Here is a 22,953-nt window from a genome sequence, read left to right as displayed (position 1 = left end):
ATATCAGCCTAGATAAATACAAAATAATATGGTGCGAATGTTATATAAATACTCGCAGAATGTGTTAATGAAATTCAGTTAATTTCAGTGTAATATGATGCAATTGTAATCAAATACCATAGAAAATACTGCATGAGTTACAAAAGTAGAACACTTGATAGGATAGATTTAACAATTTTAGACACTTTGCAAAAGCAAGGGCGGATCTCTAATGTCGAGCTAGCAAAGCAGGTCAATTTAAGTGCAAGTCCATGTTTAGATAGAGTAAAAAAGCTTGAAGCCGAAGGTTTTATCAAGCGTTACGGGGCCGTATTAGATGCTGAAAAGCTTAATATGGGCATGTCAGCATTTATACAGGTAACTTTAGATCGAACCACGGCTGATGTATTTGACCAGTTTCGCGACAAAGTGGTTAATATTCACGAGGTCGCAGAATGCCATATGGTTGCTGGTGGTTTTGACTACTTAGTTAAGATCAGAGTAGCTGACATGAAAAACTACCGAGAGGTGCTTGGCTATATAGTTAACTTACCTGCTGTTTCACAAACTCATACTTATGTGGTTATGGAAAATGTGAAAGAAGATTTAGGTTTACCTATATTAGAAGTTTAGAACACACTCTAAGTAACTTATATTTAACATTATTATGAGTTTAGTAATTTTTTATGCCATACTGAAAGTAGGCAAGAACGAATACTTGTTATTTACATAAAATAAACTTTGGAGTGTCAGGATGAACAAGAAAATAATTACTCTAGCTGCAGTATGTTTTACATTTGGTTTAGCAGGGTGTGCTAATAATGATGCAATGGAGCAAAATGTTGCAGATTTAAATTCTAAAATTGATAGCTTATCGAGCCAAGTAGAAAGCCTATCTGGTGAGGTTGGTCAACTTAAAGCATCGCAAGAGCAAAGTGCTGCCGATGCCCAAGCTGCTAAAGAAATGGCAGCAGATGCACAGGCAAAAGCATCTCAAGCTAATGAACGAGTTGATAATGTAGTAAGTAGCTATAAAAAATAACTGCAAATTAATTATTTAATCTTAAAAACCGAGGCAACTCGGTTTTTTTATGCCTGTTAAACTAGGATTAAAATTTAACTGGTAGGCCTTTAGGTTGTTTAATTATTTTATCTAATGCTTCAAGGTCTTTAGGGTTATCACCTATAAAGCTTTTTACGCCTGAGCTTAAAGGGTAGAGGCTAGGCTTATCATCTTCACTTAACGATAATGGCGAATGTATTTCTATCATGCGCTGACTTGGAGTTAAATAAGTCATCTTTATTGGCTGATCTATAATTTTAACCTTAGTTCCTGAGTCGGCTTGTTTAAACAACCATTCAATATCTTCGGGATTCATACGTATACAACCTGAACTTGCACGCATACCAATACCAAAGCGTTGATTAGTTCCATGGATTAAATAAGTACTTCGACCAATACGCATAGCATAATCACCCAAAGGGTTATTTGGACCCGCTTTAACCATTCTTGGTAACTCAACACCATGTGTGGCAAAGTGCTCTTTGCGTTTATCAACGGTAGGGAACCAGTTGGGGTTAGTACGTTTTTCTGTAATTTCACTAATTAATTTAGGCGTTGCATTACCTATTTTGCCGATACCTACAGGAAATACATTTACTGTTTGTTTAGCATTATCAAAGTAATAAAGACGTAATTCAGATAAGTTAATAACGATGCCTTCATGCTTGCCATAAGGCAAAATCATTTGGGTAGGTATAACAAGTTCAGTACCTTCTTTTGGAAGAAGAGGGTCTACGCCAGGGTTAGCTTCCATCAATGCTAACAAGCCAACGTTATAGCGCTGTGCTAGTTGTTGAAAAAATTCTCCTTTGACTACAGTATGTTTAGTTATTTCACCAATTAACCGACTATTATCCTCTGGTAGTTTATATTCCAGAGCGAAAGCCATCTGATTGACTAAAATCAAACTGTATATGTATAGAATTGTTGAGAATACTTTATTCAACATTCATTAGTCCATTGTTAAAAAATATACTGAAATAAGTGTACTCTGCTGTAACATTGATTACTAGAGATTAAATAATGGTTATACTGTTTTAATAATCAATTATAGGAAAAGTAAGTGTACGAATTACTTGAAAGAAATTTAAAAGAAAAGGTTTCAGAAATAGAGTGGCAAACTCGTGTCGACTTAGCCGCCTGTTATCGTTTGGTTGCTGATTTTGGTTGGGATGATCTTATTTACACCCATATTTCGGCTCGTATCGAAGGTACAGAACATTTTTTGATAAATGCATTTGGCGTTGCATTTGATGAAGTTACGGCCTCAAATTTAGTTAAAATAGATATTGATGGCAATGTACTTGATGGTGGTGAGTTTGAGATAAATCCTGCTGGATTCACAATCCATAGTGCCATTCATCAAGTACGTCACGATGCACAATGTGTAATGCATTTACATACAAACTCTACTATCGCTGTCGCTTCTCAAAAGCAAGGCTTGTTGCCATTGAGTCAGTACTCGATGTTTTCTATGGCATCGATGAGCTATCACGACTATGAAGGATTAGCAGTTAATCCGGATGAGAAAAAACGCTTACAGCAAAACTTAGGTACGAATAATCATTTATTGTTGCGCAACCATGGTGGTTTAACATTAGGCGCTACTATTGGTGATGCGTTTATGCGTATGTATGATTTAAACAGAGCCTGTGAGATTCAATTAATGTTACAAGCCGCAGGGCAAGATACCATAAGTATCCCACAGGCAATTGTCGATAATATCTTTGCCCAAGCTAAGATAGTACATACTGGAAGCACTGGTGGACAAAAGTCTTGGCCAGCGATGATCCGCAAAGCATATCGTTTAGATCCAAGTTTTGCCACATAGATTGCTACATAGATTGTTAGAACTATTCAACATATAAAAATAAATACGGAACCCATATAAAAATGAAAATCACCCACGTTGAAATATTTGATATCCATTGTCCTGAGCGACCACCTTGGAACCCTGTTTTTATTCGTATTCATACCGATGAAGGCATAACAGGTGTGGGGGAAGCGGGTCTTGCTTATGATTGGGGCCACAGTGCTGCGGCGGCGATGATCAAAGAGATTGCAGAAGCTGTGCTTATTGGTTACAACCCATTTCAAACTGAGTTGTTATGGTCGCGAATGTTAAGAGAGAGCTTTTGGGGATTAGGTGGCGGTCCAGTGTTATATTCTGCGATGAGTGCAATAGATACTGCGCTTTGGGATATAAAAGGTAAGGCTTTAGGGGTTCCTGTTTATCAACTACTTGGTGGTAAAGTTAATGGTAAATTACGCACTTATGCTAGCCAATTACAATTTGACTGGGATAAGGAATGTAAAAAACTTATTCAGCCAGAAGAATATGCTGAAGCTGCTTTAAAAGCTGTTAGCGAGGGCTATGATGCAGTTAAAGTTGATCCTATCGTATATAACCATGATGGCAGCTCTGCTTTTGATCGCACCAAGTTATTTACCAAACCGCAAATGCGTTTATTTGGTGATAGACTAAGAGCTATTCGTACTGCTGTTGGTGATGATGTTGATATTATTTTCGAGTCGCACTCTTTAATGGGCGCAGCATCAGCGATTCAAATGGGTAAAATTATCGAAGAAGTTGACTGTATGATGTACGAAGAGCCGGTGAATTATTTAAATTCAGCGGTGCATAAAAAAGTGTCGGATAACGTAAATGTGCCGATTGCTGGCGGCGAACGTTTATATCATCGTTGGGATGTGCGCCCATATTTTGAAGATCAAAGTATTGATGTTTTGCAACCTGATGTTGGCTTATGTGGCGGCTTTACTGAAGCGAAAAAAGTATGTGATTATGCTGATGTATACGATATTCGTATTCAAGCACATGTGTGTGGCGGCCCGGTTGCAACAGCAGCTTCATTGCATTTAGAAACAGCAATTCCAAACTTCTTAATTCATGAACACCATACTTATGCGATTAAGTCGTGGAACCGTGAATTATGTATTCAAGATCCGCAACCGGTAAATGGTTTCTTTGAAGTATCTGAAGAGCCAGGCATAGGAATCGAGTTAAATGATGACGTTGTAATGAGATCGCCACACGTTACGGTAAAATAATTTGAACTAAACTAAGTCATTGCGTACTAAGTTATATAAAGGCAACCTAAGGGGTGCCTTTTTTCGTTATATTAACTTGCGCCTTACAATTGCGTAACAAAAGTTTCTCAAAGTATTACAGTTTGCCTTTACAGCGCCTTATATAATCCTTCCAATCAAAGCAATATCAATTGCAACATACTTATTATTGGAAGTGAATACATGTTAGATTTTTTGAAAAATACCATTAAAGGCGGTTTTTTATTTTTGATCCCAGTGATCATTTTTGTGATGATCTTAGGCAAAGCTTATGAGCTTATGCTTAAAGTGGCAGAGCCTTTAGGTAATTTAGTACCAATTGAAGCGGTAGGTGGTGTTGCCGTTGCTAACATCATTGCAGATATTGCTATTGTATTAATATGTTTTATTGCTGGTTTATTTGCTAGCAGCAAATTAGGTAAAAAACTTTTCTCAGCATTAGATGATAAGTTAATGCTTGTAATACCAGGTTATGCATACCTTAAAAGCGTTACCGAAGGCGTTGCAGGTGCATCAGATGAAACTAATGCATTAAAACCTGTTATGGTTCGTTTTGATGATCAACTGCAAATCGGTTATGAAGTTGAGCGTACAACAGAAGATTTAGTTGTGGTATTTTTCCCTGGCTCTCCGGACCCTCGCTCTGGTGGCATCTCTTTTGTAAATGCTGAGCGCATCGAACCAATTAATGATAATTTTATTGGCGTACTTGGTAGTTTAAAACGTTTTGGTAAAGGCTCTAGCAAATACGTAAACATGGACCAAGCCAAAGTAATGTTAGAGATGGATAAGCAAGACTAGTTTGCACTAGCACTTATTTAGCTTAGAACTAATCCATAAAACAGCTTAGCGTTATTTGCGCTAAGCTGTTTTTTTTCATCAGTAGAAAAGGGCTTTAATAAATCAAAGCAATAGCTTTGCCATAGTTGATTGTAGCTAGTAGATAAGTTACTTACAGGAAAGTTACTTGCAAGCATCACTCTATCTATACCGAAAACTGATATAACTAGGTTTATAAGGTTACTAACTTCGCTTATTTGCCATTGCCTGTTTTGCATTTCCCAGCCAGAGCATTTAATTGCGCAATTATCTAATGATGCCAGCATGCTAAGTGAGTTGCTGTATTGTTCATCGGCTTTATTATGCGCAGGGAAACCTGCATGATTAATGACTACTTTTAAGTTAGGGCATTGCTTAATGGTATTATAAAATAACTGGCTATGCTGATAGTTGGTCACATCAAATTGTGCTTCAAAGATCAAACCTTTATCGGCTAATAGTTGTAAATTAGCTAGCGTGTTAGGCTGTTGTAATATCTGTTGTAGCTGCTCATCAAGAATATGCCTAATACCGGCAAACGATTCAAATTGTTCAAGTTTATCTAGCTGCAAGGCAAAGTCATTAGCGCTAAGTTCTGCAAAAGCTATTGATTTAAAAGCCAAGCTGCATGTTTGCTCTAGCCACTCAAGCTCACGATGAGGCTGCTTATTATCAAAACCGGCTTCTATATGTACAAAACCCACTAGATTAATGTTGCTAGCAAGAGTTAAGTCATGTTCAGAAAAGTTTTGCTGGAGTATACTTTTGTCTGGCCAAAAGGGTGGCTCACTGCTTTTAAGCCAATGGTAATCACCTCTTTTTAGGTCAAATAAATGTAGGTGGGGATCGATAATATCCATAAGTATATAATTATGCGGTGGTATAGCCGCCATCAATTACCTGCAAACTACCGGTAATGAAGCTTGCTTTGTCACTTGCTAAAAACAGTGCATACTCAGCCACTTCGTCTGGTTGACCTAATCGCCCTAATGGTTGCAGTTGTTCTTCTTCATGGTGTATTTGTTTTTTATCGGCACCACTTTTAAGGCAATAGCTGTCGATAGCTTTATGATATAGCGGCGTTTCAATTGTGCCAGGGCAAAGAGCATTAGCGCGTATATTAAATGCGGCATAATCTAGCGCCGTGGTTTTAGCCATCGAAGCTAATGCATGTTTTGATAAGTTATAAGCAAAAGAATTCGTTTTAGCAATTAAAGCCTGATCAGAAGCAATATAGATAATGCTACCACTTTTTTGTTGTTGCATTACTGGCAATACAGCTTGAGTTGCCGCGTATGCGCCTTTTACATTGATGGCAAAAACTTTATCGAGTAACTCTTCATTCGTATTTTCAATATTGGCAGATAGATGAATACCAGCGTTAGATACTAGCACATCAACCTTACCAGTTTGCTCGATGATTTGTGCAATAGCTTGTTTAACTTGGGTAACATTAGCTACATCACATTCAATATAATTACCTAGCTGTGAACCTTGTATATCTAAATTAAATACTTGGTAGCCAGCTTCAATAAATTTACTGACTAAGGCATAACCAATGCCAGAAGAGCCACCTGTAACTACACATATTTTACTCATTTATTTTCACTTATATTGTTTTAATTTTAGCTCTTGGCTAAAGCAAATTGCTGTTTGTTAAAAATACTACCATCAGTTGTATAACTTTGCTCGTAAAAGTCAATGCTGCCTGAGTGGTGTTGCATAATAACCGTAGTAGAGCGAGTGCCATAATCTGTTGATTGGATAAAAATACTCGACAATAACCGCTCCCATTCAATACCTACCCCAGTGTTAGGTAATAATTCATCAGGGGCTTGGGTTTGATCTTTCATAATGGCAAAAATATGCTCAGGGTTAAGTGTTTTTTGCTCGCTGATTAGTTGTTCTAGCAAGCGCTCTCCCTTTGCCATTTTAGGCCAAACGTCATCAAGGGCTCCATTACAAATAGCATGAAAACCGTCACCCAGAGGACTCTGTTTTTGGCTTTGGCTGTTATAACAAAATAACTGCTGATTTTGACTGTAAATTAGGTTGAATGGGTTGTAATTATTACTGTGTTGTTTGAGCCAATTTAAATCGATTAAAGCGGGGCTTTGAAGAGCTTTAGTTACTAGCTCGCCTCTAGATTGTGCTGCAGGCTCTGCTTTGCCACTACGTATATTAGTTAAAGCAGAGAATTCTCCTTTGCCGTTAACTCCTAACCAAGTACCGCCAGCTTGCAGGTCTAAACCGGCTAAAATTTTGTCACTACCCGGCCAAAAGTGAGCTGATTTTGTAGGCCTTAAATGAAATTCATCACGATTAGCGCCAATGATTAATGGATAATCTTTATGCTGATTAATGGCGATGAATAAGATACACATAACTAGAGAGAATTACGTGGTCTTACGGCAACATTTGCAAAAATTAGACCGGCTACAAGTGACATAAATATTAAAAATGTCTGTGAGCCTATCTGGTCAGCATGGATCATATCTGAGCCAGTGATTATTGAATTTAAGCCGATATAAACTTTTGACCCCGGTACTAATACAACCAGACCTTGCAGCATTACTACTGTAGCTGGTGCTTTTAAGAATCGGGCAAATAAATTTGAGTAAATACCTATTGCAAAGGCACCTGCAAAAGCACCTAGTGCAACGCCTAAGTAATCTGCAGCCCAATAACTTGATGAGAACGCAATAAACCCTGAAAGTACGCCCCAAAAAGCATGTCTTTTTCGTGCTTTAAAGACAATAACTAAAGACAAAGATAAAATTAATACCGCAAGCCAAGCTGTCCATTGTGGTACAAGCTCGGTCGGAACAAATTCAACTGGCTGCCAAAATAAACTGCTAATGGTCATGCCTAAAACAGCGCCAAAATACAGTTTAAACATAGTCATGGAAGCATCCATAACTTTCGCTGTGCCCGACATTAAGTGCCGCTCGGCAAGCTCACTGAGGCCAGTTGTTAAGGTAAGCCCGGGAATAAACACAATGATACTTGAGAGGATCACCAAGGGCACATTAATTAATGGATCGAAAAGGGTAATTGCACTTGCAGCAATAGCAGCAAGTATCGATGATAATGGCTCGAGCATATTGGCGACACTTTTAGAACGCTCGGACCATAACACCAATAAGTAAACCATAAAACCAAGTACGCAAGACCAGAATACGTCATGCCAACTGGTTCGCATTAGCATAGCAAATGCACCTGATGATGCGCCAAATGCTAAAAATATTAGAATATTTGAATAGGGCGCTGGTTTGTTTTTAATTTCTTCTAAACGCTCTATTGCCTCAGATAAACTGCGTTGGCCTGTACTTAATTCATCTACAAGTTCGTTCGCTCTCGCTAATGCCCCTAGGTCAATATCACCAGGAGGTACTCTCACAATGAAGTTATGTTCGAGTTGATCTTCACTGTTATATAAAACAAAGGTCATTGACGTTGGGGTGATAATAAATTGGCCTGGGATCGCCAAAAATCGAGAAACATTAGTTAAATGATTTTCTAGTCGATAGGTTGTTGCGCCAAATTTATGTAATAACTTTCCTAAAGTAATTATAAAGTGGCGTTTTTGTGTAAATGAATCAGGTAGCATCAACTAATGGCCTAGCTCGTCAGTTAAAAATTTATTATATGCCTCTAATTTTACTCCTATTTTTTAAATTAGGTTAACTTTTTCGTGTAATTAAATTGTAGAAATAAAATTATAAATACAAAAACGGGAATGAAATTAGATTCATTCCCGCTGATTTAATTAATCATTACACTTTATAAAGATGAAACTAGTTAATGCTGTTAGTATCTAGCATCATTTTTCTAATAATCGGCACTGGTGCACTACCATAACTTAAGAACTGATTATGAAAATCTGTTAAGTTAAATTTATCACCAAGTTTTGCTTTTAACTCTTCACGCAGTGCGTAAATTTCAGAGTAACCGGTAAAGTAACTGGTTAATTGTACTTGTGATAACGTCGCTCTGCGCCATTTACCTCTAGCTTCAGCTTCTTCTTGGAAGGCTTGATTCATCATTAAATCAAGAGCGCCTTGCTCTGATAGACCTTTTACTTGAATAGAGTAGTCAATGATAGAGTTCATGATCACACGCAGGTTCCACTTGTAATACATAAGCCACAGCTCAGGCTCAAATTCGCCATAGCCTTCTTCAAGCATCATACGCTCAGTATATACTGCCCAGCCTTCAACCATAGCGCCATTACCAAAAATCGATTTAACCAATGACTTAGATTTATTTGAATGTACTAACTGAGTGTAATGTCCTGGTACAGCTTCGTGGATATTTAAAATTTGTAATATCCAATGGTTATACTCGCGTAAATAGCTCTCGGCTTGTTCATCATCAAAGGCATCAAGCGGGGTAACATTATAGTAAGTATTTGCACCTGCATCGTAAGGCCCTGGTGCATTAATTGATGCACCGGCAAAACCGCGTTGGTATTTAGGTGTTTCTCTTACCACTAAAGGTTTGTTAGCATCCATTTCGAGTAAGTTTTTCTCACTTACAAACTTTTCTAGCTCTGGGATCTGAGCTTTAATGCTTGCTACAAAATTTTCTCGCTCTACATGCTTTACTGAAATATGGTCAATTAAAGCTTTGATTGCGACAAGTTTGTTTTTTGGCATTTCTTTATCTGCAAAATACTTAGGCCACAACTTATCAGCAAGTTTACTCATTTCGCCGTGAATTCTATCTTTCTCTTGTTCTGCTTTATCAAATAGCTGCTTTGCCGTGAGACTTGAGTATATATCTAAAGCAAACTTTTTCTCGTATAAAGCTTCGCCAATACGAAAATCTTTACCTGAGTTACTCGCTTCTAATTGCTTAAGCTTATCTTCTAACCAAGCGATGTAATCTTTTATGGCGGACGTTGTTTTGGCAATTCTAAAATTAAAGTCAGTTTTTTCTTGAGTGGTTAAGTTTGACTCAGACATTGCCGCATGTACCGCACCAGTAAATAAACCTAGAGCACCTTGGTTTTGCTGTATAGCAAGCTTAGTATGAGTAATGGTTGGTGTGGTGATATTTGCTTTTGCTGCTTGATAATACTCAGGAACAAACTCCATACGTTTGAAAATGGTACGTAAACGCTCATCCTTTGCTTTGTAATCGGTATTTAAAATAACACCAAAGACGCCGGCAATATTATATATAGATGGGTTCCATTGGTGTGATTTAAGTTCTTCAACATTAAATAAACTCGATTGCATCTGGTTTTGCAATATGTAGTAATCACTGGCGTTGTTTGGCGTTAACTCTTTAACATCAAAAGCTTGCAGTAATGCTAACTGCTCTTTGGTAAAAGCGATTTCTGCTGCTAATCCTGCAGCGTCAGGAATGCTTAGTTGGTCATCATATTTATAGTAGCCAACATACACCGCGTAGCCAGGATTTTTTTGCCAAAACTGTTCAATTAAATCTGCAGTGAATTTGGTAAATTCAGCATTAAGTTTTTCATCATAAACTTTAACGACAGTTTCTTGTTTATCAACCGCTTTAGCTTGGCCTTCATTTTTTTCTACCGGGGCGACACCTGCTTTGTCACTCGCTTCTTTTTCTAAAGTTGGTTGCTTTTTAGTTTGTGCTGTTGGTTCTTGTTTTTCTGCAGGTGAACACGCAGCAAGCGATGCAATGATTGATAATGCCAGTATATGTTTTTTCATATTAATACCAAGATGTTGAATTATTTTAGGGATAAAATTAATTTTAAATTATTCATTTTTTATTTTATTGCTCTACATTGCCAATATGTATTGAGTTATGCAAATTTAATTATGTCTATCATTTGTAACCATTTATTTGTTCAAGCAAAGCATCATTTGCAATTTGTTTATATCACCTTTGCGTAAATTTGCTTATAATAAGGTCAATTAATTATTAAGGAGACACCATGAGAGTTTGTGGTATTGAAATCAAAGGCGATGACGCAATTATTTGTATAATGTCGCTAGAAAATAGTATGTATGATATTCCGCATGCTCGAGTGCCGAAAATTGCATTAAGTAAAGGTGTTGAATCGGATCATATCCGTAAATTTCAATTTACTATTAAGAAGTTTATCGAAGATTACAAAATTGACGCTATCGCAATTAAAGAGCGTATGACTAAAGGTAAGTTTGCTGGCGGTTCACAAAGTTTTAAAATTGAAGCAGCATTACAATTAATTGAAGATGTGCGTGTTGATTTAATTCGCCCAAGCGATATTAAAGATTGTTTACACCGCACTCAAATTACTATTGATTTTAGAGATACAGGTTTAAAACAGTTCCAAGAAGGTGCATTCCAAACAGCGTTTACTTTCCTTAACCGTTTGTAATAAAAAACAATTATGAATTTAAAAAGCCGTTAAATGAAAATTTAACGGCTTTTTATTTTCTGTTATTTTAGTTCAACATTGATGTTGTAGAATCGGCGTTCTTGAGCAAATTCAGTTGCTGATTTATCTGCTGCAGACTCCATTGCTTGAGCATAATATTGGATATACTTGTTATAATCTCTTGTCGCAGCACTTTGTACTAACCTTACTCGTGTACCTTTAATGCTGGTATCTGAGCTGATTATATCTTCATAACCTGGTAGTCCATATATGGTTGGCAGGCTTCCCTCTATTGGTCCATATACAGTCCAAGTTGCAGGCATATCGAGCTGGGTGTCAGGATCTTTTGCTAAGTAATCAAAGCGAATAATTGCCATATTGTAATTATTTACAACGTTAAAGTTATACTCACCATTATCTTGAATTTCAGATAGGTACTCTAAATCGATATTAGGTTTATTAGTACTAGGGCTTATCTGCAGTGCAACACGATAATCGCTGTTATATGTTTCGTGTTCAGAATTTAAGGTGGTTTGTGTCAGCGGACCTGAACTTGTTTCATCAAATGTATATGTACCAAAGGCATTGTACATGGTTGTATCAGTATATTTATGGTTGTCAAAAACTAAAACAGTGCCGGCGCGCTCAGCCACTTCTGTTTCAAAATGACGCAGACCATTAAAGAATTGGCTAAAAGTAAGCTCAGGGTTTTTATCGCTTAAATCATTGTAATTAAAAGCTTGATAAAGGTCGTATAAATCTTCATGGCCTGTGCCAAAACCAGATAAGCCGACAAGAGGGTAATTGCCACTTGGCCCTTCAACACTAAAAGAGTGTTCTGCCCATTCTTCTTCAATATTGCGGCAGGTTTTAACGCCGATAAATTTGGTTTGATTACTATCTATTCTTTCAAAACTAGCAAATGTTGCCGAGCTATATGCTGCATTTAGTTGATCTAATTGATTATGGATAAATACCAAATCATTGGTTTTACATTCACAACTTGCATTGTTGAGTTGTGCTGAATTTGTGGCATAAAATTTCGCTGAGCTGGCTGAGTCAACGCCATTAAAACTTACCGCTTCTATACCTTCATCTTCACCTTGCTTTTTAATTGTAGCAATAAGGGTGTAATTAATTTTAGGGTCATTAGTGGTTAACTCAATAATTCCTTCGGCATTAGGTTTATGAGTACTAACGGTTTGCCAATTTTGATCTTGTAAGACAAGTTCAACTGCAGTGTAAGGTGACTCAACACCACAATCATTTTTCAAAACACTAGATAATGAAAAATCAAAAGGACCTATCGGTTGCGGTTCACTATTACTACCGCCACCACCGCCGCCACAAGCAGATAAGAGTAAAAGGCTAGCTATTGATATATAAGGGGAGAATTTTGCCATCACTATTCCATAGTATTGTTATTTTTTTAAGCGCTAACAACAATATACCCTGTATCAATGAAAGGGGGAACAAGAACTAAATATTTTTATGTATTTTCAATAGGAGTAAACGGGAAATTTTCAATATTAATTATTTATTGAATCTTAATCTTCCAAACATAGACTAAAATATCGCATTAAAGTAATCATTTGGCACAAAAAAGCGATGTACTTTTCAGTACATCGCTTTAATAAATTTAAATCAGAAAATAGTAAAATTAACCTGATTAGTGGCAACCACCACAACAAACACCGTCTTCACCGTGCTTTGGTTTAGCTTGAGCTTGTTCTTCACTTGCTTTAGCTTCGGTTGTTTTTGAATCTTGCTCAGTTTCTACAGTTTGCTTGTTTTTAAACATATCTAAAATAGACATAGGTATCCTTGGATATAAATTGCTTGATGCAGTTAAAGTATAATAACCAAGTAATTTACTCAAGTATTTGCTGGTAACAAAGTGTAACAGCTTAGCTTTGCCTTTGATTGAGGCTTTATTTTAAGTTTTGCTCTGCATAGTGCAGCATAGCTTTACTGAAATGGTCAGCTAAACCTGTAGCTACAAACTCAAATGCCGCTCTTTTTTCGTCGTCATTAGCAATGCTGTTGGCAAAAGCAATAAACCTGTCGTAATCAACGACTACTTCTTTGTTTTGTAACTTAGATAATGCCATTTCGGTATAATCTAAATATTGCTTAACAACAGCTTGTACTTCATCGCTGGTAATATCCATACCTAAAGTTTTAGCCATAACCAAGTTTAATTCATCTGCTTGTGCTTTTAGCTCTAACGTTTCTTCCATGCTTAATTTTGCTAATTGCTCAAGACGTTCATCAACTTTTTCATCGCCAACACGTTCACGTGAGATCTTTTCCCACTTCTCTAGATCTTCGCTTGCTGCGCCTTGGTTGATATTGTCGTTTTCGTTGCTGCTCATAATGTTCTCTATTGCTTACTCTGTATTAATATTCAGAATAACCATGTTACATACCAATTTATAAAATGGTATTAGTTAAGTTCATAGCGCGATTATACCGCGAACATAGCTAAATGATAAAATCTATTTAGAGCAACTTGCTGTTAATATTCTAAGTTTGTTTGTAAACTAGTTTTTGATTAAGTAAAAAGGAACTCATCAATGATTTTATATGGCTCTACAACTTCTCCATTTGTTCGACGTATTCGCATATTTACCCAAGCTATTCCGCTAGAATTCAGAGTGATGGATATTTTTGCTGCGCAGGACCGTAAAAAATTAATCGCGCAAAACCCAACATTGAAAGTGCCATTTTTAGTTGATGACGAGGTGAGTGTTTTCGATTCACGAGTGATCCATCGCTACATTAGTGAAAAGTTTGAACTGACGTCGCTTAGTTGGAAACAAGAAAATACGTTAACTTTAATTGACTCCGTAAGCGACACTCTAGTCGCTATGTTTTTATTAACAAAGAGTGACTTTGATACATCAGCCGACAAGCTCTTTTTCAAACTACAACATCAACGTACAGCTAATGTATTAGCCGCACTTGAAAAGGAGTGTGAACAAGGAAGCTTTGATGATTGGCATTATCCGAGTATTTGTTTGTATTGCTTAATTGACTGGGCACAATTTAGAGAAATGGTTGATTTTAGTGATTACCCTGAACTAATTAAGTTTTGGCAGAAGAATAATAACCGCGAAGAGGTGGTTGCAACCGACCCGAGAGATTAGTAGAACAAAACTAATAGACTTACTATAACAAAATGGGGCACAAGCCCCATTTTAGTAGATGAATATTACTGATTATTCGGTAACACTGATCAAATTGAAGTTTTCTAACTCTGCAACGCTATCGGTTAACTCAGATTCAACTTTATCAAGAGTTTTTAAATTTGTGCAAACAAGCTCTGCTTTAGCGCCTAACTCTTGTGCTTTATCTTCAACTTCAGCTTCAATGTCATCGCCCATACGTTCCATACGCTCACCAAAGGCTTCCATATTTTCTTCAAAGTTACCTTCTTCACTATTCATCGCTGAACCTACAGCAGTTAATAAATCGCCAATTGAGTTAGTTACTACTGCTTCTATTTCTTGTTCTAGCTCATCTTCAATAAACTGATCAACTTCATTAAAGTCTTGCTCAGCTAAAAAGTAATAACCGTCTTCATTGTTAAAGCGAGTATGAACTTTTTCTGTAATTTTTGTGAAAATACTCTCAATTCTCTGATTTGCTTTTGCATCTTCACCACTAAAACCTTTAACAACATGAGATACGGCTGAAAATGCTATCTCAACTGCATCTAAGGCAATATCAACAATTTCTGGTACCTGTTGATGTACACCTTGCGCATATTCATTTAATAATTTTTGTTGCTGATCGTTAAGGTCAACTTCTTTACCTTTAACAAATAATTGTTGTTGGTTATTGATTTGTACGTAAGTATTTTTATCTTGTAAAAAACGAATGCTTTTATCTTCTACAATCACGCTGTAATTAAAATCTATAGCACAGTTATCACTGCTAAACGAATGGTGATCGTTATCATGTGCCATTACTTGGCTGCTTAATAAAGTGGCGGTTAATCCTGCTAATAATAGTTTTTTCATTATTTGTTCCATTAACTAAATTGATTAAATTACTTAGTATAAATAAAGCAAAAGCCTTGCCATTGTTTGTTTGTTTTTACTTATCAAGTGCTTACATGTTTTTATTGGCTTTGATAGGGTGATGAAAAACATAAAGGTTAGTGTTTTTCGCTAACATTTATTTAATATTCGCCATTTACACATCACTATTATTTTATTTGGCGCTGCCTTTCAATAAAGTATCTTGGCACATCTTCGTAGTTAAAGATCATTCGCCTAATTAAATCTAAGCCAGCACTCGCCATAAATGATTGAAAGTACACTCGGTGAGCGGGAAAGTATAAATGCTGGGCTCGAATGTCGTCTTTATCTCCCCATGCAATCCATACCGTACCAACGGGTTTTTCTTCTGAGCCACCATCTGGGCCGGCAATACCTGAAATAGCTATCGCGTAATCTGCGCCACTTTCCTTTAGTGCGCCTGCCGCCATCTCTTTTACTACAGCTTCACTTACCGCACCATGTGTAGTAAGTGTATGTTCACTTACATTAACAAGTTTTGACTTTATGCGGTTAGAGTAGGTAACAAAGCCAGCTTCAAACACTTGCGAAGAGCCTGGAACATTGGTTAAAAGCGATGCAATCATGCCACCAGTACAAGACTCTGCGGTAGTGATGCTTTTGCCTTGCCTAGTTAACTCATTCACTATGGTTGTTGCTAGTGACTCACCTTTATCTGAAACGATATGCTGCCCCAGTAACTGTTTTATTTTAGCAAACCAGGTATTGCGTAGCTCACTCGAAGTTGATGAACGACTGGTTAATTTAACTTCTAATAAAGGCATAATAGCCCTAAAACCTAATTCTATCTCTGCAGGCCAGTCGGGAAATTGCTCATCAATCATTTTTTGTAAGCCTGACTCACCAATACCAAAGCAGGTAAGTTTTTCAGTTACTGTTTGCAAATCTTCAGGTAATTGCTTAGCTATATCGGGAATGATCTCTTGCTGCATCATTGCTTTTAATTCTACCGGAACGCCAGGAGTACAAATTATTTGACAGTTATTATGAGTAACAGAAAAGCCAGGGGCACTGCCTATAGGGTTGGTTACTACAGCGCAATTTGTAGGTAACAAAGCCTGCTTCATATTTGGACCAGTAAGATTAAAGCCACGTTTTACACACCAAGCTTTAACTTGTTCAAGAGCCGTTGGATGAATCGTTAAAGACACGCCAGCTAATTGGGCAAGAGCTTGTGCTGTCATATCATCTACTGTTGGTCCTAATCCGCCATTCACTATAATGATGTCTGCAGACTGGCTCAAGTTATCCATTTCAGCAACAAGCAAATCTAAGTTATCGCCAACCGTTACTTTACGCTCAACTTCTATACCTAAGGTTTTTAATTCTTGGGCAATGTATACAGAATTTGTATCGGTGATATCACCGCTCATTAACTCATTACCGGTAAGTAATAACTGAATATTTAACATCTATTGGCTACTCTTATTATTAATAGACTTACATCATAGCTTGTTAACCCGTTGGATTTAATAGAAGATATTAGAATATTTTTATTTTATCTTTAAACCTTTTGCAAATGTTGCGCATCTTACTTACAAGAATCATGTTTAGGCATGAAAATAAATAACAAAAGTAGTGAAGGAATCATCATGAAAACACTAAATAAACTTACCTTAGCTTTGCTTGCAACATGTGCTTTTAATGCTAGTGCAAAAGTTGAGAGTACGATTGAAAAAACATTTGAATTAACTGCTCAGGGACAACTTGTTTTAGAAAATGTGAATGGCGATGTAAATATTGAGTCTTGGCAGCAAAACTCAATTAAGGTAACAGCCGAGCTACAAGCAAAAACGCAAGAAGACTTAGACCGTATTGAAGTAAATATGAAGCAATCGGGTAATCGAGTTTCAGTTGAAACTGACTACTCTGAAGGTCGTTCAGGTTGGAGTAATAATGGCAGTAGCGGTAGCGTCGATTATACCGTGATGGTACCAGCTAACATCGATTTACGTGATATTGAACTGGTAAACGGCTCTTTAAATATTGAAAACGTTTCTGGCGAGCTAAATGCCGATGTAGTTAATGGTTCTGTTGAAGCAACTGGCTTAGCAGCTGATGTTGAAGTTGATTCTGTAAATGGCGCAGTAGAGCTGAGCTTTGCTGATAGTGCTAAAAACCTAGATATAAGTGTTGATACAGTAAATGGCGGTATTCGTTTGTATCTTCCTGATGATTTTGGCGCACAAGTAGAAGTGAGTACGGGTAATGGTTCAATTAAAACTGACTATGGTTTATCGGGTACTAAAGGCGCTTATTACGGTACTGATTTAAAGGGCTCTTTTGGTGACGGTAGCAGCGAAATTGAACTTGAAAGCGTTAATGGCTCAGTTAAAATCTTGAGAAAATAATAAAACGAAGCTCTTTAAATAGGGCTAAGTTGAATGTAATAAAAACCAAGTAATTTATAAATAACTTGGTTTTTTAGTTTTATAACTGCGAAGTTCCAAGAGTAGAAGCAGATAAAATAAACCATTATCCCACCCAATTTTTTAAGTAGCCCCTGAATTCATCCAATTTTAGGTGTTTTTTTGGCTCTTCGTGCCATTGTCAGGAGTTAACAATGCTTTGTAATTAATCTATCAATTAGTTTAATTCAATATTTAATTAGCAAGTTCCGCCTCCTGATAAAATTGCAAGTCCGCAAAGAACAAACTTACCTATGTTAGCTAGTATATGACCTATAACTCCGATGAATGAGCGAGAGTTTTCATTCTCAGGTATTTCTTTTTCTACCTTTTCCATAGAACCAAGAGAAAGCACTGTAATTCTATTTACTTCAGCGATAGAGTAGTCGTGATTATTTTCAGAAATAATAAAGTATTCATTAATATCTTTTATGATAATGTCGTGCTTTGTATCTGTTAAGTGTAATATTACATTGGAATTAATAGGCAATGCATTTATATTAAAAAAATCTTTATTTGTAATATCATATTGATGAAATGTGTATACTTTTTTAGGTACTTGATTCGAAAACTCTCCCCAGCTTAGTACTTTTATTTTTTTTATTTCAGAAATGAGAAATTCGTGGTCGCTTTCATCTATTATATTTTTATTATTTACGCTTTTTACAGTTAATACCTGTGACCATTCATTAGTAAATAACTTAATTTTTGATTTGTAAGGTAAGCTATAACTATTGATTTCAGTAGGAGATATTATTTCATATACAGCTTCAGATGGGACTTCTTTAGTGCTTTTGTTTGCTACACACCCTAATAAACTTACAGAAAGGAAAAGTAAAATAAAGATTATCCATTTATTACTTATCATATAGACCTCGTAGTAAATTAGTGAGTGAGTCTATTCTCATCATTAAGGGTCATAGACCGTTGAATAGATTACTTTATATGCTTAATACTCTCAAGTGTGGTTTGGTTTAACATTGGTCACGTTAACATGATTATCTTTCTAGGTTGGAGTTGTTAGAAAAAGAGCAATCTTAAAACAAAGATTATTTTAAGTAACCTGTATATAATGCGCCTATAAAATTTTATAGATAAGAGTGTTAATTAAAATGAGTCATTTAGCTTGTGTTGAAGTTGAGCCAAAAACAGCCGCAACGGCCAGTGTAATTTGGTTACACGGTTTAGGTGCCGATGGTCATGATTTTGAACCTATTGTTCCCGAATTACGACTGCCACAAGATATGGCAGTGCGTTTCGTTTTTCCTCATTCACCTAAAATCCCAGTAACCATCAATGGTGGTATGGTGATGCCTGCTTGGTATGACATTTTAGATATGAGTATTGAACGTAAAGTCGATGCGGCGCAATTAATTGCATCTAGTGATGAAGTGCAAAAGCTGATTGCCCGTGAAATCGATCGCGGCGTGCCTGCAAATCGTATTATTGTTGCTGGTTTTTCACAAGGCGGGGCGGTTGCTTATCAGGCTGCTTTAACTTACCCAGAAAAACTAGGTGGATTAATGACAATGTCGACTTATTTTGCCACTAAAGATTCGATCACTACCAATGCTGCTAACCAAGATATTGCGATTGCGGTAATGCATGGTAGTCAAGATCCTGTGGTTAGCCCTGTATTAGGCGAGCAAGCGGTTAAGTCTTTAGAAAACATGGGCTATTCGCCAAGTTATAAAACTTACCCAATGCCTCACTCTGTTTGTGCCGAGCAAGTAGCCGATATTTCACAATGGTTAATTGAGCGTCTAAGCTAATAAGTAGCTCTCGATTTCTAAATTATTTTTAAAGGTAACATTATGGCTAGACAAGTAACCTACGTATTTAAAGGTAAGCGCAAAACAATACCTTTTTCATATGGTTTATTCCGCGATTTATATGAAGCCGCTGCTGCCGCTGAAAATGTAGATATTAAAAGCTTTTTAGCTATGGAGCAGCAACTCGAAATGACCAGTCGAGGCCAAGGGATTGTGAAAAACTTTCGTCAAAAGGAGTTTGAGCGTATGGGCTTTACCGAAATAAAATTTGTGCGAGATGAAGATTAATACACTTTATAACCCGTGATTAAGATACGAAAAAGGCTGCAACTGCAGCCTTTTTTATTGGTGATACTAACTAGAGTATTAATCTTTTTCTTTCTGTTGGTAAGCTTCGCCTTCAACCATCCACGTTGGAGCTGGTTTACCTTTTAAGTAATGGTCAAAATACTGCTTCATCTTAATAGTGTAATCTACCTTGTTAGGGTATTTTTTCAGATGATGAGGCTCACCTTCGTATTGCAGTAAAATTACATTTTTATCTAAACGGCGCATGGCTAAATACATCTCAATACCTTGTTGCCATGGAACTGCATCATCAATGTCACCAAATTGCATTAATAGCGGGGTATTAATTCTGTCGGCAAAAAATACTGGTGAGTTTTCAATGTATAAATCGCGACGTTCAAATAAGCTAGCACCGATACGTGACTGACCTTGCTCGTATTGGAATTGGCGAGCTAAACCTGTACCTAAACGTATGCCAGAGTATGCACTTGTCATATTAGATACCGGAGCACCTGAAACAGCGGCAGCAAACATATCTGTTTGGGTAATAGAATGCAGAGTTTGATAACCACTCCAACTATGGCCATGTAAGCCGATAGCATTTTTATCCGCTACGCCCATATCTATAATTTTTTGAATACCAGGTAATATCGACTTATTGGTTGAATGACCAGGAGTTCCTACTTCAAAATGTACATCTGGTAAGAAAATAGCATAACCATTTGACGTGTAGTACGGGAAGTTAGGGCGATGGTTTACTTTCATCGCATTAAATTCGTACATACGTTGTGAAAACAGTCGGTAGTAATACACAACAACAGGGTATTGCATACCTTCAACGTAGTTTGCCGGCTTAATTAAGATGCCTTGATGTTTTTCACCCATAGTTGAGTTCCACTCAACTAATTCTGGCTCACCCCATAAGAAATGTTCTTTTTGTGGGTTAACATCTGTTAATTTTTTACCATTAGCAGGGTTTAAATCAGATACCCACAAATCAGGGAATTCATTAAAGTCTTCACGCGAGAATAATATTTTATCGGCATTTTTAGCTTTACTGATAAATTTGAATTTCTTCTTCTCTTCACGAGACTTAGTTAAGGTTTTATCTTTTAAACTAAGTTGGTAAAAACCATAGTTTTTGTGGTCATCGTTATAACTAGTTAAAAGTAGCTGCTCTTCAAGTTTGAAGTAATCACGCTCTTTATCTAACTGGTTTACACGAAACTGTAATGAGTTAGGACGACCTTGCTCGCATGTTAAACACTTGCTGTCTTTAGCGTTTAAAGTAAGTAACCAAATATCAAATTTGTCATATACTAAAACGCCTTCATCATCTTCAAGCCAACCCGCAATACCATAACCTGGTACTTTACTTGGATAGTCATGATCTTCATCAGCAAAAGATGTTGCTAAACCTTTAGTTAAATTAGTTGTTTTATTTTTCTTGCGATCAAATAACCAATAGTGCCCTTCGCTATAATAAGTAGCATAACGACCAGATTCACTTAGCTCTACGTTGGTGTAGCTACTAAGCTTTTGCGCAATTAAAGACTGTTTGCCACTTTCTAAATCAATAATGTAGTAATCACTGAAGAAGCCTTCCCACGTTCTTAATTTGCGGTATTTTAGATCAGTTTTAGCAATTACAGCATGTTCATTATTGGTTGCTTTAACATAAATAACTTCTTCATTAGCAAGGCGAACTAGATCTTTGTCATCGACATGATAAACCGCAGTGTACAAATGTTTTTTATCTTTATTTAACTGGTATTTTTCATTGGTTTTAATTAATGCATCATCGCCATGCCAAATTTGTAAACTTCTACCTGCGGTTAATTTATCTTTATTGTACAAGTCAGAACGTGACTCAGGTTTTGTATCTATTCTTGGCGTTGTGGTATCAACTAGCTTAAAGCCAAAAAATAAACGCTCGTCATCTTTACTCCAAGTTAGTTCATTGTAATCACTGATAAACCATTTAGCGTCGTCAGATTTTACCTTGATTAGTTTATTTGACTTAGCTTGCCAAACGTTAAGTTGGTGTGCTCTTTTAGCAATTTTTTCACTAAAATCACCTTGGGTAAACGCGACTCTTTCACCTTTAGAGTCCCAGCTGAAATTATTAAAGCTGGCGTTTTCTTTAGTTATAATAGATGTGGTTTTGGCATTGGTTAAGTTAATCGACTTTAACGCATTAGCTTTACCATCTTCGGTGGAAAGGCTATAAACCAAAACAGGCTTTTTCGGTGAGAAAGCGAAACTATCAACGTTATTGATTTGTTGCTTATCAAAGGTATTTAAATTAACTAATGTTAATGTGTTTTTTATGCGCTTTTTATTGAATAATTTGGCACTATCTTCATCCGCTTTTTCTGCTGCTTTAGCAGTAACTTCTTGATCTGAACTTTTAGTGATAACTTGCGCAGTCTTAGTTGTTGCATTTTCTTTGTTATCAACAGATTTAGTTGCAGTGTCATCAGATTTTTTATCTTTAGATTTATCTTCTTTGTTTGCCGTTAAAAATGCTAAAAAGCTGCTGTTATCACTTAAGGCAAAGCTTTCAATATTTTTATAGGTAACACGTTTTCCACTAGCAAGTTCAATGATCTCTAAACTCTTTTTAAGCTTTTTCTTATCTTTTTTGGCGGTTTGCTCTTTGGTTAATAAGTCAACATCAACCATGATGGCAATGTATTTACCATCTTCACTGAATGTGCCCGAAGTACCAAAGTTCACTTGATAAGTAATGTCGCCATCAATTGATTGTACGTGATAAGTGCTATTACCACGATCTGGTTGTGCGCTGTAGGCTAGCCACTTACCATTGTCGCTTAATTGCGGAGACACAATTGAGCGAAATTTCATAATGTCAGTGATTTTTAATGGTACTTTTTCTGCTTGGGCAGGCAGTACGGTCAAAAGACATGTCAGCATTAATGCGAAAATGCAAAAGGGGTTAAACGCAAGCTTAGTTTTCATAGTGTTATTTTGTGTAAAAAATTTGCTCTAATTATCACTGTCTTCACTAGTGCAAATCAATAGCTATCGAATTATTTACGCGATTTTTATCAGATAACACTATATTATTTGTTAATTAGCG

General features: G+C 36.6%; 23 protein-coding genes. 10 read left to right on the top strand and 13 right to left on the bottom strand.

The features are described from left to right. Positions 1–132: 132 nt before the first annotated feature. Together FNN08_RS09665 and FNN08_RS09660 are read left to right on the top strand one after the other, a co-directional pair. Complete coding sequence (locus tag FNN08_RS09665) at positions 133–612, top strand: Lrp/AsnC ligand binding domain-containing protein (protein WP_143585186.1); 480 nt, start codon at positions 133–135, stop codon at positions 610–612. Between the two features lie 121 nt (positions 613–733). Continuing rightward, the gene (locus tag FNN08_RS09660) at positions 734–1,021 is read left to right on the top strand and encodes an Lpp/OprI family alanine-zipper lipoprotein (RefSeq protein ID WP_143585184.1); all 288 of its coding nucleotides are present in this window, start codon (positions 734–736) and stop codon (positions 1,019–1,021) included. A gap of 67 nt (positions 1,022–1,088) precedes the next feature. Here the strand turns inward: FNN08_RS09660 and FNN08_RS09655 are convergent, their stop codons facing one another. Further along, a complete protein-coding gene (locus FNN08_RS09655) occupies positions 1,089–1,991 on the bottom strand; it encodes a L,D-transpeptidase family protein (RefSeq protein ID WP_260679311.1) in 903 nt (300 codons plus the stop codon). Positions 1,992–2,105: 114 nt separating this feature from the next. Here FNN08_RS09655 and FNN08_RS09650 point away from each other — a divergent pair, with 114 nt between their 5' ends. The 3 genes from FNN08_RS09650 (at position 2,106) to FNN08_RS09640 (ending at position 4,930) form a co-directional block, all read left to right on the top strand. Then, entirely contained in the window at positions 2,106–2,873 is a 768-nt protein-coding gene (locus tag FNN08_RS09650; RefSeq protein WP_143585182.1) for a class II aldolase/adducin family protein, read from the top strand. A gap of 62 nt (positions 2,874–2,935) precedes the next feature. Continuing rightward, the gene (locus FNN08_RS09645) at positions 2,936–4,111 is read left to right on the top strand and encodes a mandelate racemase/muconate lactonizing enzyme family protein (RefSeq protein WP_143585180.1); all 1,176 of its coding nucleotides are present in this window, start codon (positions 2,936–2,938) and stop codon (positions 4,109–4,111) included. A 201-nt stretch (positions 4,112–4,312) separates the two neighbouring features. Next, the gene (locus FNN08_RS09640; protein WP_143585178.1) at positions 4,313–4,930 is read left to right on the top strand and encodes a DUF502 domain-containing protein; all 618 of its coding nucleotides are present in this window, start codon (positions 4,313–4,315) and stop codon (positions 4,928–4,930) included. Between the two features lie 17 nt (positions 4,931–4,947). On the opposite strand, the gene FNN08_RS09635 is transcribed toward FNN08_RS09640, so the two are convergent. From FNN08_RS09635 to FNN08_RS09615, 5 genes are all read right to left on the bottom strand, one after another. Beyond that, positions 4,948–5,841 carry an amidohydrolase family protein gene (locus FNN08_RS09635; protein ID WP_143585176.1) on the bottom strand — a complete coding sequence of 298 codons (894 nt, stop codon included), beginning with the start codon at positions 5,839–5,841 and terminating at the stop codon, positions 4,948–4,950. After that, positions 5,819–6,547: an SDR family NAD(P)-dependent oxidoreductase gene (locus tag FNN08_RS09630; RefSeq protein ID WP_143585174.1), complete on the bottom strand. Its 729-nt coding sequence runs from the start codon at positions 6,545–6,547 to the stop codon at positions 5,819–5,821. The genes FNN08_RS09635 and FNN08_RS09630 overlap by 23 nt, the downstream gene beginning before the upstream one ends. 26 nt (positions 6,548–6,573) lie before the next feature. Further along, the gene (locus FNN08_RS09625) at positions 6,574–7,332 is read right to left on the bottom strand and encodes an NRDE family protein (RefSeq protein ID WP_143585172.1); all 759 of its coding nucleotides are present in this window, start codon (positions 7,330–7,332) and stop codon (positions 6,574–6,576) included. A gap of 2 nt (positions 7,333–7,334) precedes the next feature. Then, a complete protein-coding gene (locus FNN08_RS09620; RefSeq protein ID WP_143585282.1) occupies positions 7,335–8,558 on the bottom strand; it encodes a threonine/serine exporter ThrE family protein in 1,224 nt (407 codons plus the stop codon). 187 nt (positions 8,559–8,745) lie between these two features. Continuing rightward, the gene (locus FNN08_RS09615) at positions 8,746–10,644 is read right to left on the bottom strand and encodes a DUF885 domain-containing protein (protein WP_143585170.1); all 1,899 of its coding nucleotides are present in this window, start codon (positions 10,642–10,644) and stop codon (positions 8,746–8,748) included. 227 nt (positions 10,645–10,871) lie between these two features. On the opposite strand from FNN08_RS09615, the gene FNN08_RS09610 reads away from it, so the two are divergent. Then, positions 10,872–11,297 carry a DUF3010 family protein gene (locus tag FNN08_RS09610; RefSeq protein ID WP_143585168.1) on the top strand — a complete coding sequence of 142 codons (426 nt, stop codon included), beginning with the start codon at positions 10,872–10,874 and terminating at the stop codon, positions 11,295–11,297. A 62-nt stretch (positions 11,298–11,359) separates the two neighbouring features. Here the strand turns inward: FNN08_RS09610 and FNN08_RS09605 are convergent, their stop codons facing one another. From FNN08_RS09605 to FNN08_RS09595, 3 genes are all read right to left on the bottom strand, one after another. Further along, positions 11,360–12,700: a hypothetical protein gene (locus FNN08_RS09605; protein WP_143585166.1), complete on the bottom strand. Its 1,341-nt coding sequence runs from the start codon at positions 12,698–12,700 to the stop codon at positions 11,360–11,362. Positions 12,701–12,966: 266 nt separating this feature from the next. Next, positions 12,967–13,113 (bottom strand): CCGSCS motif protein, encoded by a 147-nt coding sequence (locus tag FNN08_RS09600; RefSeq protein ID WP_143585164.1) that lies wholly within the window; start codon positions 13,111–13,113, stop codon positions 12,967–12,969. A 115-nt stretch (positions 13,114–13,228) separates the two neighbouring features. Continuing rightward, the gene (locus tag FNN08_RS09595) at positions 13,229–13,672 is read right to left on the bottom strand and encodes a TipAS antibiotic-recognition domain-containing protein (protein ID WP_143585162.1); all 444 of its coding nucleotides are present in this window, start codon (positions 13,670–13,672) and stop codon (positions 13,229–13,231) included. 201 nt (positions 13,673–13,873) lie between these two features. On the opposite strand from FNN08_RS09595, the gene FNN08_RS09590 reads away from it, so the two are divergent. Continuing rightward, entirely contained in the window at positions 13,874–14,446 is a 573-nt protein-coding gene (locus FNN08_RS09590; RefSeq protein ID WP_143585160.1) for a glutathione S-transferase family protein, read from the top strand. 72 nt (positions 14,447–14,518) lie between these two features. Here FNN08_RS09590 and FNN08_RS09585 read toward each other — a convergent pair whose 3' ends face one another. Both FNN08_RS09585 and FNN08_RS09580 read right to left on the bottom strand, forming a co-directional pair. Further along, positions 14,519–15,322 carry a YggN family protein gene (locus FNN08_RS09585; protein ID WP_185962618.1) on the bottom strand — a complete coding sequence of 268 codons (804 nt, stop codon included), beginning with the start codon at positions 15,320–15,322 and terminating at the stop codon, positions 14,519–14,521. 188 nt (positions 15,323–15,510) lie between these two features. Next, positions 15,511–16,794, bottom strand: a complete 1,284-nt coding sequence (locus FNN08_RS09580) for a CinA family nicotinamide mononucleotide deamidase-related protein (RefSeq protein WP_143585156.1) — start codon at positions 16,792–16,794, stop codon at positions 15,511–15,513. Positions 16,795–16,974: 180 nt separating this feature from the next. On the opposite strand from FNN08_RS09580, the gene FNN08_RS09575 reads away from it, so the two are divergent. Beyond that, the gene (locus tag FNN08_RS09575) at positions 16,975–17,733 is read left to right on the top strand and encodes a DUF4097 family beta strand repeat-containing protein (RefSeq protein WP_143585154.1); all 759 of its coding nucleotides are present in this window, start codon (positions 16,975–16,977) and stop codon (positions 17,731–17,733) included. A gap of 256 nt (positions 17,734–17,989) precedes the next feature. Here FNN08_RS09575 and FNN08_RS09570 read toward each other — a convergent pair whose 3' ends face one another. Further along, on the bottom strand, positions 17,990–18,658 hold the full coding sequence (locus FNN08_RS09570) for a hypothetical protein (protein ID WP_143585152.1): 669 nt from the start codon (positions 18,656–18,658) through the stop codon (positions 17,990–17,992). A gap of 244 nt (positions 18,659–18,902) precedes the next feature. Here FNN08_RS09570 and FNN08_RS09565 point away from each other — a divergent pair, with 244 nt between their 5' ends. After that, positions 18,903–19,562 carry an alpha/beta hydrolase gene (locus tag FNN08_RS09565; protein ID WP_143585150.1) on the top strand — a complete coding sequence of 220 codons (660 nt, stop codon included), beginning with the start codon at positions 18,903–18,905 and terminating at the stop codon, positions 19,560–19,562. Positions 19,563–19,604: 42 nt separating this feature from the next. Continuing rightward, complete coding sequence (locus FNN08_RS09560; protein ID WP_143585148.1) at positions 19,605–19,850, top strand: DUF2960 domain-containing protein; 246 nt, start codon at positions 19,605–19,607, stop codon at positions 19,848–19,850. Positions 19,851–19,928: 78 nt separating this feature from the next. Here the strand turns inward: FNN08_RS09560 and FNN08_RS09555 are convergent, their stop codons facing one another. Further along, the gene (locus tag FNN08_RS09555; RefSeq protein WP_185962617.1) at positions 19,929–22,772 is read right to left on the bottom strand and encodes a prolyl oligopeptidase family serine peptidase; all 2,844 of its coding nucleotides are present in this window, start codon (positions 22,770–22,772) and stop codon (positions 19,929–19,931) included. Positions 22,773–22,953: the final 181 nt, after the last annotated feature.

The organism is Thalassomonas sp. M1454, assembly GCF_007097525.1.
GTDB lineage: Bacteria > Pseudomonadota > Gammaproteobacteria > Enterobacterales > Alteromonadaceae > Thalassotalea_A.
This window is presented reverse-complemented; position numbering and strand designations above follow the sequence as displayed.

Bases quoted from the DNA above. Each gene is read 5' to 3' on its own strand.
- FNN08_RS09665 (WP_143585186.1), top strand. From the start codon at position 133: ATGAGTTACAAAAGTAGAACACTTGATAGGATAGATTTAACAATTTTA.
- FNN08_RS09660 (WP_143585184.1), top strand. From the start codon at position 734: ATGAACAAGAAAATAATTACTCTAGCTGCAGTATGTTTTACATTTGGT.
- FNN08_RS09655 (WP_260679311.1), bottom strand. From the start codon at position 1,991: ATGTTGAATAAAGTATTCTCAACAATTCTATACATATACAGTTTGATT.
- FNN08_RS09645 (WP_143585180.1), top strand. From the start codon at position 2,936: ATGAAAATCACCCACGTTGAAATATTTGATATCCATTGTCCTGAGCGA.
- FNN08_RS09640 (WP_143585178.1), top strand. From the start codon at position 4,313: ATGTTAGATTTTTTGAAAAATACCATTAAAGGCGGTTTTTTATTTTTG.
- FNN08_RS09635 (WP_143585176.1), bottom strand. From the start codon at position 5,841: ATGGCGGCTATACCACCGCATAATTATATACTTATGGATATTATCGAT.
- FNN08_RS09630 (WP_143585174.1), bottom strand. From the start codon at position 6,547: ATGAGTAAAATATGTGTAGTTACAGGTGGCTCTTCTGGCATTGGTTAT.
- FNN08_RS09625 (WP_143585172.1), bottom strand. From the start codon at position 7,332: ATGTGTATCTTATTCATCGCCATTAATCAGCATAAAGATTATCCATTA.
- FNN08_RS09620 (WP_143585282.1), bottom strand. From the start codon at position 8,558: ATGCTACCTGATTCATTTACACAAAAACGCCACTTTATAATTACTTTA.
- FNN08_RS09615 (WP_143585170.1), bottom strand. From the start codon at position 10,644: ATGAAAAAACATATACTGGCATTATCAATCATTGCATCGCTTGCTGCG.
- FNN08_RS09610 (WP_143585168.1), top strand. From the start codon at position 10,872: ATGAGAGTTTGTGGTATTGAAATCAAAGGCGATGACGCAATTATTTGT.
- FNN08_RS09605 (WP_143585166.1), bottom strand. From the start codon at position 12,700: ATGGCAAAATTCTCCCCTTATATATCAATAGCTAGCCTTTTACTCTTA.
- FNN08_RS09600 (WP_143585164.1), bottom strand. From the start codon at position 13,113: ATGTCTATTTTAGATATGTTTAAAAACAAGCAAACTGTAGAAACTGAG.
- FNN08_RS09595 (WP_143585162.1), bottom strand. From the start codon at position 13,672: ATGAGCAGCAACGAAAACGACAATATCAACCAAGGCGCAGCAAGCGAA.
- FNN08_RS09590 (WP_143585160.1), top strand. From the start codon at position 13,874: ATGATTTTATATGGCTCTACAACTTCTCCATTTGTTCGACGTATTCGC.
- FNN08_RS09585 (WP_185962618.1), bottom strand. From the start codon at position 15,322: ATGAAAAAACTATTATTAGCAGGATTAACCGCCACTTTATTAAGCAGC.
- FNN08_RS09580 (WP_143585156.1), bottom strand. From the start codon at position 16,794: ATGTTAAATATTCAGTTATTACTTACCGGTAATGAGTTAATGAGCGGT.
- FNN08_RS09575 (WP_143585154.1), top strand. From the start codon at position 16,975: ATGAAAACACTAAATAAACTTACCTTAGCTTTGCTTGCAACATGTGCT.
- FNN08_RS09570 (WP_143585152.1), bottom strand. From the start codon at position 18,658: ATGATAAGTAATAAATGGATAATCTTTATTTTACTTTTCCTTTCTGTA.
- FNN08_RS09565 (WP_143585150.1), top strand. From the start codon at position 18,903: ATGAGTCATTTAGCTTGTGTTGAAGTTGAGCCAAAAACAGCCGCAACG.
- FNN08_RS09560 (WP_143585148.1), top strand. From the start codon at position 19,605: ATGGCTAGACAAGTAACCTACGTATTTAAAGGTAAGCGCAAAACAATA.